The 15,863-nt window shown below is 36.8% G+C and carries 18 protein-coding genes; 13 read left to right on the top strand and 5 right to left on the bottom strand.

Features of this window, described 5'->3' with window-relative positions; genetic code table 11:
* Positions 1-69: 69 nt before the first annotated feature.
* A complete protein-coding gene (locus tag MHH33_RS13290) occupies positions 70-792 on the bottom strand; it encodes an alpha/beta hydrolase-fold protein (RefSeq protein ID WP_342541998.1) in 723 nt (240 codons plus the stop codon).
* 107 nt (positions 793-899) lie between these two features.
* On the opposite strand from MHH33_RS13290, the gene MHH33_RS13285 reads away from it, so the two are divergent.
* From MHH33_RS13285 to MHH33_RS13275, 3 genes are all read left to right on the top strand, one after another.
* Positions 900-1,484: a phosphatidylglycerophosphatase A gene (locus MHH33_RS13285; RefSeq protein ID WP_016427986.1), complete on the top strand. Its 585-nt coding sequence runs from the start codon at positions 900-902 to the stop codon at positions 1,482-1,484.
* A 202-nt stretch (positions 1,485-1,686) separates the two neighbouring features.
* The gene (locus MHH33_RS13280; RefSeq protein WP_342541997.1) at positions 1,687-1,809 is read left to right on the top strand and encodes a hypothetical protein; all 123 of its coding nucleotides are present in this window, start codon (positions 1,687-1,689) and stop codon (positions 1,807-1,809) included.
* 248 nt (positions 1,810-2,057) lie between these two features.
* Positions 2,058-2,273, top strand: coding sequence for a WGxxGxxG family protein (locus MHH33_RS13275; RefSeq protein ID WP_016427983.1), 216 nt, complete (start codon positions 2,058-2,060; stop codon positions 2,271-2,273).
* Between the two features lie 105 nt (positions 2,274-2,378).
* Here MHH33_RS13275 and MHH33_RS13270 read toward each other — a convergent pair whose 3' ends face one another.
* The 3 genes from MHH33_RS13270 to MHH33_RS13260 all read right to left on the bottom strand — a co-directional run bounded on the left by MHH33_RS13270 (position 2,379) and on the right by MHH33_RS13260 (position 4,339).
* Positions 2,379-2,615, bottom strand: a complete 237-nt coding sequence (locus MHH33_RS13270; protein WP_016427982.1) for a YkuS family protein — start codon at positions 2,613-2,615, stop codon at positions 2,379-2,381.
* Positions 2,616-3,415: 800 nt separating this feature from the next.
* Positions 3,416-4,084, bottom strand: coding sequence for a lysoplasmalogenase (locus MHH33_RS13265; RefSeq protein ID WP_016427981.1), 669 nt, complete (start codon positions 4,082-4,084; stop codon positions 3,416-3,418).
* A 39-nt stretch (positions 4,085-4,123) separates the two neighbouring features.
* Complete coding sequence (locus tag MHH33_RS13260; RefSeq protein WP_231391064.1) at positions 4,124-4,339, bottom strand: diguanylate cyclase; 216 nt, start codon at positions 4,337-4,339, stop codon at positions 4,124-4,126.
* Between the two features lie 244 nt (positions 4,340-4,583).
* On the opposite strand from MHH33_RS13260, the gene MHH33_RS13255 reads away from it, so the two are divergent.
* The 8 genes from MHH33_RS13255 (at position 4,584) to ppsA (ending at position 12,272) form a co-directional block, all read left to right on the top strand.
* Positions 4,584-5,165 carry a TetR/AcrR family transcriptional regulator gene (locus MHH33_RS13255; protein WP_016427980.1) on the top strand — a complete coding sequence of 194 codons (582 nt, stop codon included), beginning with the start codon at positions 4,584-4,586 and terminating at the stop codon, positions 5,163-5,165.
* Between the two features lie 26 nt (positions 5,166-5,191).
* On the top strand, positions 5,192-6,394 hold the full coding sequence (locus tag MHH33_RS13250) for an MFS transporter (RefSeq protein ID WP_016427979.1): 1,203 nt from the start codon (positions 5,192-5,194) through the stop codon (positions 6,392-6,394).
* 491 nt (positions 6,395-6,885) lie between these two features.
* Entirely contained in the window at positions 6,886-7,185 is a 300-nt protein-coding gene (locus MHH33_RS13245; protein WP_036659430.1) for a hypothetical protein, read from the top strand.
* A 333-nt stretch (positions 7,186-7,518) separates the two neighbouring features.
* Positions 7,519-7,731 (top strand): hypothetical protein, encoded by a 213-nt coding sequence (locus MHH33_RS13240; RefSeq protein ID WP_016427977.1) that lies wholly within the window; start codon positions 7,519-7,521, stop codon positions 7,729-7,731.
* 217 nt (positions 7,732-7,948) lie between these two features.
* Positions 7,949-8,125 carry a hypothetical protein gene (locus MHH33_RS13235; protein ID WP_016427976.1) on the top strand — a complete coding sequence of 59 codons (177 nt, stop codon included), beginning with the start codon at positions 7,949-7,951 and terminating at the stop codon, positions 8,123-8,125.
* A 119-nt stretch (positions 8,126-8,244) separates the two neighbouring features.
* The gene (locus MHH33_RS13230; protein ID WP_016427975.1) at positions 8,245-8,478 is read left to right on the top strand and encodes a DUF3953 domain-containing protein; all 234 of its coding nucleotides are present in this window, start codon (positions 8,245-8,247) and stop codon (positions 8,476-8,478) included.
* A 284-nt stretch (positions 8,479-8,762) separates the two neighbouring features.
* Positions 8,763-9,542 carry a putative protein N(5)-glutamine methyltransferase gene (locus tag MHH33_RS13225; RefSeq protein ID WP_016427974.1) on the top strand — a complete coding sequence of 260 codons (780 nt, stop codon included), beginning with the start codon at positions 8,763-8,765 and terminating at the stop codon, positions 9,540-9,542.
* A gap of 114 nt (positions 9,543-9,656) precedes the next feature.
* A complete protein-coding gene (ppsA, locus tag MHH33_RS13220; protein ID WP_016427973.1) occupies positions 9,657-12,272 on the top strand; it encodes a phosphoenolpyruvate synthase in 2,616 nt (871 codons plus the stop codon).
* A gap of 744 nt (positions 12,273-13,016) precedes the next feature.
* On the opposite strand, the gene MHH33_RS13215 is transcribed toward ppsA, so the two are convergent.
* On the bottom strand, positions 13,017-13,454 hold the full coding sequence (locus MHH33_RS13215) for an Rrf2 family transcriptional regulator (protein WP_016427971.1): 438 nt from the start codon (positions 13,452-13,454) through the stop codon (positions 13,017-13,019).
* A 169-nt stretch (positions 13,455-13,623) separates the two neighbouring features.
* Between MHH33_RS13215 and MHH33_RS13210 the strand changes: the two genes are divergently transcribed.
* The gene (locus MHH33_RS13210) at positions 13,624-14,265 is read left to right on the top strand and encodes an NAD(P)-dependent oxidoreductase (RefSeq protein WP_016427970.1); all 642 of its coding nucleotides are present in this window, start codon (positions 13,624-13,626) and stop codon (positions 14,263-14,265) included.
* A 297-nt stretch (positions 14,266-14,562) separates the two neighbouring features.
* Positions 14,563-15,771, top strand: coding sequence for an aminopeptidase (locus MHH33_RS13205; protein WP_342541996.1), 1,209 nt, complete (start codon positions 14,563-14,565; stop codon positions 15,769-15,771).
* Positions 15,772-15,863: the final 92 nt, after the last annotated feature.

The raw sequence follows: 15,863 nt of genomic DNA, 5'->3' as shown, positions 1-15,863 counted from the left end.
CCTCCTTTTAGTTAAGTAAGTACATACTTATAGTATAGCAAATTTTCTGGATAAGGCTTCATTTGACGATCAATGTCCGAAATTCATTTTAATCGCACGTTTCAAATCCGGTTGCCAATGTTTCCAAGTATGCTCTCCTTCAAATTCGTCATAGAACAACGAAAATCCTTTGTCTTGCATCAATGAATTTAAAACCCTGTTAGGTTCAAGGAAGTTTTCAATCTCGCCATTGGTTAGCTTTACTGCATTTTCGCCAGTTCCAATGACATGATAAACCGAGAACGAATGCGGTGTCCGGACATTTTTAATTTTTTCCAATACATCTTCATTGACCATCGGGGAGTGTAAAAGAACTTTTCCAAATATATTGGGGTATTTGATAGCGGCAAGAAGGGAAGCAGTTGCTGCCAATGAGTCGCCGATTAGTGCTCGTCCCATTCCAATCTGATATGTAGGGTAGGTTAAATCCAAATAAGGAACAAGTTCATGTGCAAGAAAACGTAAGTACGCATCATGCTGATCCCCGGACGGATGGTATTTACGACGTCGATCTTCCACGTTTTTATACGGGACACCGACAATGATCATATTTTCAATTTCTTTGTTTTCGAGTAATTCGTCCGCAACACGGGAAATTCTTCCTAATTGGAAGTAATCTTTTCCGTCAGACGCAATTAAAACTGTATATTTATAAAGTGGTGAATAATTTGCTGGTATATAAATCAGCAGTTGCATATCTTCTTGTAAGGCGTCACTAAATAGCGTTACGTCTTGGATTGTACCTTTAGACAACGGTTTAACCTCCTCTAAATCTTGCTACAGAAATTGTACCATACTGAAGGTGGAAGGTATAATTATGAATAATGACAACAAGGATTGAAAGAAATGGAGATGGCACAATGGATAGGAATGGTTTGCGCGTACACTCTAAGCAAGTATTCGAAGCTACAAAAGAGGCTTTGCAGCGCCGAGGTGTATCAATTGAAGAAATAGCGAAAATTGTATACGAAATGCAAGTTGCATACAATGTAGGCCTTACATTGGAACATTGCATAGAATCGGTCGAAAGTGTTCTTAAAAAAAGAGAAATGCAACATGCCATTTTGGTTGGCATTGAGCTTGATGAATTGGCAGAGAAGAAAATGCTCTCTACGCCATTGCAACAGATTGTTGAAGCGGATGAAGGATTATTTGGAGTAGATGAAACGATTGCATTAGGTTCCGTTTTTACGTATGGAAGTATAGCGGTAACCACATTTGGTCATCTGGATAAGAATAAAATTGGGATTATCAAAAAACTGGATACAAAAATAGGTGAAGGCATACACACATTTTTGGACGATCTTGTTGCAAGTATCGCTGCATGTGCATCGTCAAGAATTGCACACCGTACACGGGACTTAGAAGAGCATAATGAGACATTTGCCGATATTAAACCAGAAGAGACAGCTCCAGAAACAAATATTGAAGGAACAACGACCTAATAAGAAAAAAGTAGTACCATCTTTTTAAGCTAGAGTTATAGAAAAACGTTGAAGGATTTTCGTCTTCAACGTTTTTTTGTTCTGATAAACACATGTTGAATCACCCTTATCCTTATAAAAACTTGAATATGATTTCATGTATATGGACAAGCTATTGATGAATAGAATAAATGTATCCATCAAAACAGCAGGAGGAGTTTAAATGGAAGAGCGACTCATTGAAAGCTTGGGACAATATTTCGTGTATCATAAAATTAGAGAACGATATGGTCTTACGTTTGAGCAATTTATTGAGAAGTGGGAACGTGGAGTTTGGAGAGCTTAGAGAATATGATGTAAAGCGTCATCTCAAATGGGATGATGCTTTTTTGTCACGTTTAAAAATTTTTGCGCATTACTTAATATTCATTTGGAGTGTTCAAAACATTGAAGTAATGTGCTGACATCTTTTTTTCTTTTTAATTTTTCCCAATCATATACACTATAATCCATGAATCATTTATTTTGTGAATATTTGGTTTTGATTATGGTAAAGATAAAAGTGTACCTAACTTACTTGAGGAGGAATTATTAATGAAAAAACTTGCAGCACTTTTCCTCGCTTTTATGATTGCTTTTTCATTTGCAGAATCAACTACTTACGCTACCCCTAATACAAATAACGATGTCGTGGATGACGTAAACGACGACGATGGTGATATGGAATGGGGTTGGCTAGGATTGTTAGGCTTGATTGGTTTAATGGGCCTAAAACGAAAAGATGATCTTCGCGATCGCCATGTGAAATAGCCTGTTCCCACGCATTTTAGTGGGTCTTTAATTTTTATCGTACAAAGGAGTTAAAGAAAGAAGCTCAAGTAGACTGAGCTTCTTTTTTGATTTGATTAATTCCGATTACATCTGACCTAGCCGATGTTCTACCGCTTGTACTACGTTATCAATAGACATTCCTGACATCGCAACAACCGGAAATTCAAATTCGTCATTATGACCTTCGTTAATCGCCCTTACAACACCCATATCGTAACCTGAAACATTCTCATCAGTGCTGAACATCTTCACAGTGTGACCTTTTTCTTCTAAAGCCTTTTTTACGTCTTCATAGGGTTTTTCTACTGCAATCTTTGCCAATTTTGTAATCCTCCTTTCATTAAATAAAACAACATCATTAATCTTCCCCAAAGTTGCTCCAATAACCGTAGCCAGAGAAGAATAAAAAAATAGCCTCTAAACAATATTGCAGATGTCATATGGCAGTTAATATCTTGCCTGTTCGAATATTATCCACGGTCCATGATTTTTGGCCTTTCTTAAAGAGATAATTATTCTTTTTTAACTTGCCCTCAAATAATATATAAATGCAGGTGACTTTAGCTTATGGACACTTATATCCTAAAGCAAAAAAGCCATCAAAAATAAAAAGTAATTCAAAAAATTAATGAGTAATATAAACTTGAGGGAAAGTTTAACAATGGTTTGATACGCAATTCTGTACATAAACAGGATGGTATTGCATAAACTATATTGACTGCGGAACTTAACCAGGTTGTCAGTCAAACCAAAAAAGCGTCTAGGCAATTGCCTGGACGTTTTCTTACTTTTAAAGGACTATGTACACTTTCGTAATTTTAAGCAGTTTAATCAGTTCTTTGTTCTCTTAATTGGTAGCATAATTAACAATATAATGAAGTTGATGTAGTAGGAATTTTTGAAGAATTAAAATAGCCCAACCACAGTTATTGTGGATGGGCTTTTATTTTGGCAATTTTTCTAGGATACTTTTTTCACTTGATTAACAATATTCTTTCAGATGACATTGTGTTAAAAGTATTTCAGAAGCGGAAGAGCATTTAAAACTTTAATGATATCTTAAGGGATCATAGTAATAAATGGAGAATGTTGTAACAAGATTAAAGAACTAGAAAAATTATTTAAGAGAAAGCAGACGGTCGATTAGTTTCAGATACAATGGAACGTATGCTATTAGCAATCAAAAATTGTGCGCTGTAATAAGTCGTCATAATAAGGATTCCTGAATACGGAATATCGGACACAAACATATTCCAGGACAAAATGGAATCGGAAATGACAAACAAAATACTTCCAACAATCGCCCATTTGTTGCCTGTCATAAATGCGGACCATGCCATCAAAGAAATGACGATGATATAAAACAAGACGGGTAATACTAATGAATCGTTGCCATCAAGAGTTAGAGCACTGATGATTTCTTTACCGAAAAAGTAACCGTATATCGCAATCGGTACGATGGTTGCAAAACGGATTTTTGAAAAGTTCCATCTACTCAAAAATCCCGCAAAATAAAACAGGTGTCCAATCAGAAAAGCGGATAAACCAACGACAAACCAGTAGACGAGAAAGCCGTCTCCGAGCATACAAAAAAATAGACCGATTAACAGAAGCCAATGTGTAAGCAATTTCTTAGCTGGCGCTTGTAAATAGGCAAAGTAAATAATCAGCCACATTGGAATTAATTTAAACAAGAGCTTAACAGCAAGTGTATCTTTAGGAATGATGAAAATGTAGAGAATGCTCATGAATAGAATGAGCACTGGCAACCAATATTTTTTAAGTGTCATGACTACCTCCAAGTGTAAATTAAGTAACTAGCAATTCTATCAAGTATTCAGTAATGTATTCTTCAAACAATCTACGATTTCCTCTTTTATATTATGCATACTATCTAAGTTTCGAACTCCATCTAGACATGATGAACGTAGTGTCACTGTATCCTCTTTAACCACGCCGGCTTGAATTCGCTTGGTAACCTCCATCAATAAATGATCGCCTACGGTATGTCCTAACGTGTCATTTATGTACTTAAAACGGTACAAATCGATAACATGATACCAATTTTATTTGCCTGATTAAGTGCTTGAGTGGGGTGATCATTTAATAAATGACGATTCACCAACCCTGTTAATTTCTACTTGTTTTGTTCCACAATCGCGGACGATTATGGAATATTTTTCTGCATTACCGTGCTGTAAAACCTTTCTATAAACTAATCTGCTTGCTTATATCTATTTAGTTTGCTAATATAACTAACGAACGTTCGTTAAATTTGAGGTGATATTATTGAAAAGCAATGAAATTAAGAAGGCAGCTCTAAAATATTTCACAATTCATGGTTATGAAGGAGCATCCCTTTCTCTAATAGCTGAAGAAGTCGGCATGAAAAAGCAATCCATTTATGCCCATTTTAAAGGAAAGGATGATCTTTTTCTGCAAGTTTTACGGGATGCGAAAGAGACGGAGCTATCTTCAAAACTTCAATATTTTAGTCAAGTTGATTCAGAAAACCCTGAAAAAGATTTATACGGATTTCTACAATTGGTCATCGATCTTTTCCAAAAAAATGAGCAGTTAAAGTTTTGGCTGCGTATGTCTTTTTTTCCGCCAGCCCATCTTGAAAAAGCAATTGAACAGGAAGTCATAGATATCGAGGAAAAGGTACAGATGATATTGGAAAGAAAATTTCAGGATTGGATCAATGTAAAAAAAATCTTCGGAGATGAGGCAATAACGCCTACCTATGCTTTCTTAGGAGTAGTCGATTCCATTCTGCTGGAGCTTGTTTACGGCAATAATGAGAAACGGCTGAAGGACAAATTAGCAGCCTCTTGGACAGTATTTTGGAGAGGTATTTCACATCAATGAGCCATACAGAAAAAAGGTGTTAAAACATGAAAAAACCAATTAAAAAACAAAAGATGGTATTAATTATTCTTTTAAGCAATATATTCATTGCATTTCTAGGAATTGGACTCATCATCCCCGTTATGCCGTCATTTATGAATATCATGGATTTATCAGGAAGTACGATGGGCTATCTTGTTGCCGTATTTGCGGTAGCGCAACTGCTTCTGTCACCATTCGCAGGTCGATGGGTTGACCGTTACGGTAGAAAGAAAATCATTATATTCGGCTTATTCCTTTTTGGTGTTTCAGAACTTATCTTTGGTGTAGGCACGAACGTATCGGTTCTTTATATATCAAGGTTTCTAGGGGGAATTAGTGCAGCCTTTATTATGCCTGGTGTTACTGCATATGTTGCAGATATTACATCAGTTCAGGAACGGGCAAAAGCAATGGGCTATATTTCTGCCGCCATTAGCACTGGCTTTATTATAGGACCTGGTATAGGTGGATTTATTGCAGAATATGGTGTTCGCTTGCCTTTCTTCTTTGCGGCAGCAATTGCTTTTTTAGCATGCATTTCATCGATGTTTATTTTAAAAGAGCCTCTAACAAAGGAACAGCTTTCGGAAATTTCTGCTAATACAAAGCAAACAAACTTTATTGGCGATTTAAAAAGATCACTTCATCCGCTTTACTTTATTGCATTTATCATTGTATTTGTACTCGCTTTCGGTTTATCAGCATATGAAACTGTTTTTAGTCTATTTTCTAATCATAAATTCGGCTTCACGCCTAAAGACCTTGCAGCTATTATTACAATAAGCTCAATCTTTGGAGTTGTTGTGCAAGTATTTATGTTTGGAAAAATGGTAGATATACTCGGAGAAAAGAAACTGATCCAATTATGTTTGATTGTAGGTGCAATATTGGCGGTGGCGTCCACCTTGGTCTCTAGCTTCTTGGCAGTACTGGTGGTAACTTGCTTCATCTTCCTCGCATTTGACTTGCTTCGTCCGGCAGTGACGACATTTTTATCAAAAGCTGGCGGGAAAGAGCAAGGATTTGTTGCAGGAATGAATTCAACCTATACGAGCTTAGGTAATATCGTAGGGCCAGCCATGGCCGGAATACTATTTGACGTAAACATCCACTATCCTTATCTATTCGCAGCTGTCATTATGGTCTTTGGCCTATGTATTACAGTCATGTGGAAAGAAAACGAATTGGCAGAAAGTTTAGCGAATTAATTAGAAAAGCACAATGGCCTTCGGAACAATAAAAGGCCAAGATTGTTCCTGTGATGATCATTCGAAGTAGCTTCCATGTGGAGCTAGAAAACTCTCTTACTCAAAAAGCCATACTCTTATCTTTGAACCTAAACTCCTTGTTCATATTGAACAAAGAGTTTAGGTTTTTAAATTTCCATTCTACTTTAATTAAAAAGCGCTATTCCTTAAATCCAATTTTTAAATATCAAATATCGCTTATTCCACAATCTGGTCCAATTATGAATGCTTACACTAGAAAATAAATAGATATATATGGACCGTTAAATTAATCTGTCTTATTCAACTAACGGGTGCTTTACTTCAATAAGCAGGTATATTTGGAAGGACGCCGAAATAGGTAACATAAAGAGATTAGATTGAATTGAAGAATATTTCTATGTGCATTTTTATCAAATGTTTAAAGAATAAACAGATGAAAAAAAGGAGGAAATGACATTTCAATTATTCGATTGAAGAGAATAAGTTTTCTGTTGCTTGTTTTAGTTTTATTACTCTTAGGATGTACAGAAGAAAAAGATAATGATGGAGATTGGAATCTAAGTCCTGCATTCAATGTCGATAATCTAACTTTGCATGGAACTGAAGGGGAATTTGGTGTTATTAAAGTAAATGGAGAAAGCAATGAACTTGAGTTTCCAGCAAAACAAGGAAGACTTTATGCAGTTTATTTCTTGAATAGTCTCGAAGAACTTAATGGGAAAAAATATAAAATGACGGCTACACATAAAGAAAATGGCGAATCTGTCTAGCTTCATGAAAAAAATATTGAAAAGGAACAGAATGGAGCGAAATTCGGATTTGACAAATTAGGGTTATGGAAAATTGATGTAACTATTGATGAAAAACCCTATACAAGTTTTGTTGTGGAAGCGAAATAAGGGATTGTGTTTTTCAACTAACGGATGCTTTACTTCAATAAGGAGTAAAGCCTTTTTCTTTTTAAACTAAAGGGGCAGGTACTCCAATAAGCAGAAATGGACTTTTGTTGATTTCATATGGAAATTTTTTGTAACTTATATTTGTTTCAAACGTATTAAAGTAAATGGAAAGTTTGTTCAATTTAAATAAGGGGTGTTCTGAAAATGACTGTATTTAAAAATAGGCATTTTACAGGTGGGTTATTGATTTTAGTTTTAGCTTTATTTGGATTCGCTTTTTTAACGATTTCATCTAGTTATTTCAATACTTCAGAAATAAATTTAGCTAGTACTCGCTGTTATGAAATTGGTGGAGAAGTCATATTAGAAATCCATAATAATTTCACAAGTGAATATTCTTTTGAGTGTAAAAAATAAAAGGCATTGTGTTTGAATAATTCCTCATTTCTTATTCGACTAACGGGTGTTTTAGTTAAAGATCATCGGGCTGTTTGTCAGCCCTTTTCTTATTGAACTAAAGGGACAGGTTAGTTCGAAAAGGATGTACTCTAATATTTAAATGAAAGGATTTTTCTAATTACACGTATCCAACCTTTTCACCAAAGCAATCGATACGTTTGCCGCTCAGGAAACAGTGAAGTTAAGTAATGGAATAGACGCTCAATGGGATGATCAAGGAGATGCTAAAGTAATTTCGTGGCACGATAGTGAAGAGAATGTGGACATCGGTTTAATGATACCTCCTCACAAGGGAGAGAAGAAAAACTATACACTTAAGGATTTTTTAAAAATGGCTAATTCAGTTAAATGAATATTACAGTATTTGTTGTCCAACTAACGGGGCGGATTAGTAAGCGTCCGTTCTCTTCATTCCACCAAAATGAATACTTTATATGATAAGATAAAATAATTTTTGAGAGGATTATATTGATGAAAATAATAAGAATTATATTAGGAATAATTGTTATTGCTTTATCCAGTTATAGTTTAATAAGTAGAAACTTTGAGTTGATGCCGTTTATGATGTTGTTCTTAGGTGCGTTTATGTTGGTAACAGGATTATTCGAACTTCAGAAAGACAGAAAGAGATTTGAAGGGTATATGTTCATTATTGTTTCTTTATTTATTTTCTTTGTTTCCATACAGGGTTTCTTATTGAACTAACTTAAAATTTCTTCTTCAACTAACGGGTACTTTAGTTGGAACTTGCTGCCGCCTTTACAGGTGGCTTTTTCTTATGGATGAAATGAAGTTCTCACCTCAAAGATCTACATCAGAGCTAAAAGACCATGAATAAATTCTTCTAACATCTAATCGAAAAAGTGGAGTGGTATTATGAAAAGCTTGGTTAGTTCAAGAAGGATTTCTTCTATTTTTAACGAATTACAAATAATACTAAAAGCTATCAAGATTAGGTGATATTAATAGAAGAGCAAATTAATTTTTATATGGACGATGAAACAAAAAGTATAATAACCAGGCTTCGGACAGCCGGTTGTGTATTCGCAGAAGATGAGGCACGGTTGTTTTTCTCTGAGGCAAGGACGCCGGCTGAATTTGCCACCATGGTGGAACGACGAATAAACGGCTTGCCCCTTGAATACGTCTTAGGGTGGGCTGAATTCTGCGGTATCCGGATAGCGGTGGACCCGGGAGTATTCGTACCCCGCCGTCGCACTGAGTTTTTAGTCCGCCAAGCAGCAGCTCTCGTAACACAAGGCGCCATTGTGGTTGACCTGTGCTGCGGCACAGGCGCGGTGGGTTTAGCGCTGGCCGTAGCTATGGAAGGAATCGAGTTGTACGCCGCTGACATTGATCCAGCCGCGGTGCGGTGCGCCCGCCGAAACGTAACTTCCGTCGGAGGGCACGTGTATGAAGGAGACCTCTATGAGCCGCTGCCAGCCACATTACGGGGCCGTGTCAACGTCCTGGTCGCAAACGCACCCTACGTCCCTACCGAAGCGATCGTGCTGTTACCCCAGGAGGCCCGCATACATGAGGCGCGGGTGGCACTCGACGGGGGTGCGGACGGGCTTGACGTCCAGCGGCGAGTAGCTGCTGAGGCAACACTCTGGCTTGCGCCGGGCGGTCATCTGCTGGTTGAGACTAGCGAGAGACAGGCACTGTTGACCGTCGAGATTTTTGCTCAAAACGGGCTAATAACACAGGTGGCATATTACGACGAACTTGACGCTACAGTCGTCATTGGAACCAGGCCCAACCTATGAACATGGAACTTCGCCAGGAGCAAGAACGAGTGGACAGCGTAATTGGTTAATCAGATGAACAATTTTTGTCATATGATTCGTCTTGGTATTGACCGATAAATGGGAGGGAAAGAAATGAAACGATATGTACTAGAGTTTCGTGAGATCGATAAAACGAAACAAACGGTGGTCGGCGGCAAAGGGATGAATTTGGGAGAATGTTCGAGGATTGAAGGAATACTTGTACCAAAGGGATTTTGTGTTACTACAGAGGCATATAAAAGAGTCATCGGAAAAAATGAGAAGCTTCATCAACTACTGGATAAATTGGCCGTTCTAAAAGTGGACGAACGGGAAAAAATTAGTTTGATTAGCAAGAAGATTCGTGAGCTGATTGAGGGAAGCGAAATCGAGAAGGAGATCGAAGAAGATGTCGATCGATGTCTCTTAACTTTTGGCTATGAGCAAGCTTATGCTGTGCGTTCCAGTGCCACGGCAGAAGATTTGCCATATGCCTCTTTTGCCGGCCAGCATGACACCTATTTAAATATCACCGGTAAAGAAGGCATTTTGCGGCACATCCGAAAATGCTGGGCTTCCCTATTTACGGATCGTGCAGTGGTTTACCGCATGCAAAACGGTTTTGACCACAACCAAGTGTATTTATCCGTTGTTGTCCAACAGATGGTGTTCCCACAGGCTTCTGGAATTTTATTTACTGCAGATCCCGTTACTTCCAATCGGAAGTTGCTATCAATCGATGCTAGTTTTGGGCTGGGTGAGGCACTTGTCTCTGGTTTGGTATCTGCGGATTGCTATAAGGTGCAAGAAGATAAAATCGTCGATAAGATGATAGCAACCAAAAAATTGGCTATCTATGGACTAAAAGAAGGCGGAACAGAGACACAGCAGATCGATCCTGATCAGCAAAAGACTCAAACACTTACTGAACAACAAATTTTACAACTAGCACGCACAGGAAGACAGATCGAAGCTTATTTTGGTTGCCCACAAGATATCGAATGGTGTTTGGTTGATGATACATTTTATATTGTCCAGAGCCGGCCAATCACTACTTTATTCCCGATTCCTGAAGCAAATGATCAAGAAAATCACGTTTACGTATCTGTCGGTCATCAACAAATGATGACCGACCCCTTGAAACCATTGGGAATGTCTATATTCCAGTTAACATCTTTTGGACCAAGGTTTAAAGCTGGTGGAAGGTTGTTTGTTGATATCACACATAAACTAGCTTCACCTGTTAGCAGAGAAATTTTATTAGATACCCTGGGACAATCCGATCCGCTCATAAAAGACGCACTTATTACCATAATAGAGCGAGGAGATTTTATAAAATCGTTACCAAATGATAAAAAAGAACTGAGTCCCAGTAAAAGCAATAAAGGTATGTCGTCTGCGGGTTTTCAAGCACAAATCGAAAACGATCCGACAATCGTTTCTGATTTGATTAAGAGTAGTCAAACATCGATAGAAGAGTTAAAACAAGTCATCCAAACGAAATCAGGATCCGATTTATTTGATTTTATTCTAGAAGATATCCAGCAATTAAAGAAGATTTTATTTGACCCACAAAGTTTGGGTGTGATTATGGCTGCTATGGATGCTTCATCATGGATTAATGCAAATATGAACAAGTGGTTAGGTGAAAAAAACGTAGCAGATACGCTTTCTCAATCTGTACCAAACAACATTACTTCGGAAATGGGTCTGGCGCTATTGGATGTCGCAGATGTGATTCGTCCTTATCCAGAAGTAATTGATTATTTGCAACTTGTAAAAGATGATACCTTTTTGGATGAACTGGTTAAGTTTAATGGTGGACAGGAAACCCAAGACGCTATCTATGATTATCTCAGCAAATACGGAATGCGATGTACCGGAGAAATCGATATTACTAAAACTCGTTGGAGCGAAAAACCAACTACACTTGTCCCCATGATTCTCAATAACATCAAAAACTTTGAGCCTAATGCTAGCAATCGGAAATTTGAGCAAGGGCGACAGGAAGCTTTGAAAAAAGAACAAGAGTTATTAGATCGATTGAAGCAATTACCGGATGGTGAACAAAAAGCCAAAGAAACAAAACGAATGATCGACCTAATCCGGAATTTCATCGGTTATAGGGAATATCCAAAATACGGCATGGTTAATCGCTACTTCTTTTATAAGCAGGCTTTACTGAAAGAAGCCGAACAACTCGTACAAGCCATCGTTATTCATGAAAAAGAAGATATATACTATCTCACTATTGAAGAACTTCACGAAGTCGTTCGCACAAATAAACTAGATTACCAGATCATCAGCGAACGAAAAGACGAGTACAAATTATATGAAAAACTAACTCCACCACGTGTTATTAAGTCTGATGGTGAAATCATTGTAGGTGAGTACAAACGAGAAAATCTCCCTGCCGAAGCTATTGTAGGTCTACCTGTTTCTTCCGGAGTTATAGAGGGACGAGCACGTGTCATCATAAACATGGAAGATGCTAATCTAGGAGATGGAGATATATTAGTCACCTCCTTTACTGACCCTAGCTGGACACCATTGTTTGTATCCATAAAAGGCCTAGTGACCGAAGTTGGAGGATTGATGACCCATGGAGCAGTTATCGCACGTGAATATGGCTTGCCAGCAATTGTCGGGGTGGAAAATGCTACCAATATGATAAAAGATGGGCAACGTATTCGAGTAAATGGAACAGAAGGGTATATAGAAATACTATAATTCATTACATTTAAATCATAAAAGAAGAGCATTCGAATTAGGAGAATCATTGACATCATGGTGCTTTGCGGTCAATGTTAAGAACCCTGCCACTAGGACATATAAGGAGCAGTAACTGAAGATCGATATTAATGTCTGTTAAGATTATCTTGAAATCGAGTCTTCTGTTAAAGGGCGCAATTGTAGAGCAACACAGGTAGAAAATGATCAATCTTTTTTATAAAAACCAATCTTAAATCTGCTAGATAGAATCCATTTTGATCAATCTTTTTTCAAAATGGATTTTTTTTCTTTACCGTAGAATACGGGTTAACACGATATTTTTAATCAACCTTTAGTTTAAAACTACATCAGGAGGTATCTGCAATTAATAAGTATGTAAGAGTGATTATAGGTTTAGTAGGTTGCATTATATTATTCGTTTTTGGATTGTATCGTTTAATAGTTGAGTACCCAAATTCAAATGCATTATTTGTTCCTATAACATTTACAGTCGGTGGGTTTATTGGTCTCATCGGCGGGATTATGGAACTTAGGAAAATGAATGGTTCTTAAAGTAACGGCATGTATTCCAAAGGGGAGATCTGAAGAACATTTAAAACAAATGCTTGATAATCACCGAGAGCAAACAATCAAAGAAGAGGATAATCCTGTTTAAAAATACAGAGACGAATGTTATTGAGCTAACGGGGCAGGTTAGTTGAACAACCAAGACAGAAGACATTCCTCTGTAATGTCTTCTGTCTAATAAATCATATTTTCTTTATTAGTAATATCATTTACAACATCACCTAGAGTTACACTCCCCAAAACCTTCTCCATGGCAAATTGAGCAGCTGAAAGTAAGGGTTCAATTGTATCTTGGATGTTTCTTCCTACTGGACATTCTGGATTTGGTTTGTCATGTACGCTAAACAACTCTTTATCCTGTACAACATTAACTGCCTTATAGATGTCAAGCAGTGTAATATCATTTAGTTTCTTTGCAAGTTTAGCTCCTGCGATACCAGGATGAACTTCTATTAATCCTGTTTTTTTTAGCATTCCTGTAATTTTTCTAATTAAAGCGGGATTCGTGTTTACGCTTGAAGCTAAAAACTCCGATGAGCATATCCCTTCCTTATTAAATTCAAGTAAAGCTAATATATGAATTCCAACAGAAAATCTACTACTGATGGACATGAATTATCACCTTCTTACAATGTAATTAGTTTAGTTACAGGTTAATTATACCTTAAAAATTAAAATAAGATAAACATTTAAATTGTTGACTTTTAATTCACTTGTAATTACAATGATTACAAGTAATCGATTTGGTTACAATTAATAAAACACTTAGGAGGATTTTAAAATGAAAATTGGAATTATTGGTGCAAGTGGTAAAGCTGGTAGGTTAATTTTAAAAGAAGCAGTAGAAAGAGGACATGAAGTTACTGCTCTTGTTAGAGATGCTTTGAAAATAAGAAACCAACAAATTAATGTAGTAGAAAAGAGTGTATTTGACTTAAATTCACAAGATGTTGAGAAGTTCGATGTTGTAGTAAACGCGTTTAATGCTGCTCCAGGACAAGAAGATCAACATGTTGAAGCTGGTAAAGTCCTAATTGAAGCACTTAAAAGTGCTCCACAGACAAGATTAGTAGTTGTTGGTGGGGCAGGAAGTTTATTTGTGGATGAGGCCAAAACATTAAGAAAGTTTAATACACCTGATTTTCCTGAAGCTTATCTTCAAACTGCTACAAACATGGGCAAAAATCTTGATGAACTACAAAGCACAATTGGTATTCAATGGACTTATATTAGCCCTGCAGGATTCTTTAATCCAGAGGGTAAACGTACTGGTTCTTATCAGAAAGGAAAAGATAATCTGATTCTGAATGCAAAAGGCGAAAGCTATATCAGCTATGCTGATTATGCGATTGCGTTGTTAGATGAAATTGAAAATCCACAGCACAAAAACGAACGTTTCACAGTCGTTGCCGAAACAGAATGAAATTTTCACAAATGATACCATTAGTGATTACGCTAATGGTATTTGTTCTATTTAAATACACCTCATGTACCGCTTTAACGCAAATAACCCACCATTCTTGAAACGCCAAAACTCTTTATGTATAAAGGTTTTGGGCGTTTTTTGTTTAGGTATTAAGGTTATAGAAAGAAGGATTACCAATTAACAGGGCAGGTTATTTAAAGAAGGTAGTTTTAGGTAGAACGTTGAATTTGTATTGGGTAATGATAGAACGAGAAGGGGTTTATGCTATTAAACTAAAGGAGCAGTGAGCAGTTTATGTATTTAAATAATTATGCCAAAGTAATTGTAAATATTGGGGTGACAGTTGAAAAGGGAGATTTAATTAAGATCAATTTTTCATCGGAACATTTGCCTTTAGTACGTGAAATCTCAAAAGAAGCCTATAAGAGTGGGGCGCAATTTGTCTCGCTTGATCTACGGGATTCGGAAATTGAAAACGATCGAGTGCATTATCTAAAAGACGAGTTTTTAGAGGTTTTCCCAAAATCAGTAGTTGAAAATGAATTGAATTATGCGAAGTCTGGCTATTCGACAATTACAATAGTTGCACCAACGTTTTCAGATGAGGATTCTGATTGGGGCGAAAGAGCTTCGATAGTCAATAAAGCAAAATCAATCGCTATGAGTCCACGTCGAACTTATGGTATGGAAAATCATAATAAATGGGTACTTGTCAATGCGCCAACGAAGGAATGGGCACTGCAAGTTTTTCCAGACCTCCCTGAAAATGAAGCGACCGAACTTTTATGGAAACATATATTGGACGCATCAAAATCGAATGAGCCTAATCCTGAATTAGCTTGGAAACAACATGATGATATCTTGAAAAGCATAGCTAAAAAGTTGAACAATTATAAGTTTTCTGCATTGCGATATGTTAGTGAAAAAACAGACTTAACTGTTTCGTTAGTCAAAAATCATGTTTGGTTAAGTGGATCAGAAACTACTAAAGACGGTAAGGAATTCATGTCTAATATTCCTGTTGAAGAAGTTTGGACAATGCCAAATAAGTTTCTTGCGAATGGGTATGTTACCACCACAAAACCAGTTATTTTAGCAGGACAAACTATTCGAAATTTAAAGATATTCTTTGAGAATGGGAAAGTTACAAGAATCGAACCAAAACACCAAGGCTTTCTTGATTTTCTTCAAACAGATGAGGGGGCTGGAATGCTTGGCGAAGTTGCACTTGTTTCAGCAAATTCGAGTATTGCTAAAACGGGGATTACTTTCAAAAGTACCTTATTTGATGAAAATGCCGCTTGTCATATTGCACTAGGTCAAGCATACATTGATAATATTTTGGATGGACATTTAAAAACTGAAGAAGAACTAACTGAGATAGGTATGAATAGATCAGCCGTTCATGAGGATATTATGATTGGTGATAGCTCCATGAGTGTATACGGATTATTAAACCAAGAAGAAATTCTAATAATGGAAAATGGTGCATGGAAAATCTAAGTTTTAGTCATTTAATTTTTTTAATCTCTTTAAAAGATATGTGTTTAAAGAGACTTCGATTGATATATTTTCATCTTCAACTAACTGGGCAG

Source organism: Paenisporosarcina sp. FSL H8-0542, from assembly GCF_038632915.1.
In the GTDB taxonomy this organism is placed as follows: domain Bacteria; phylum Bacillota; class Bacilli; order Bacillales_A; family Planococcaceae; genus Paenisporosarcina.
This window is presented reverse-complemented; position numbering and strand designations above follow the sequence as displayed.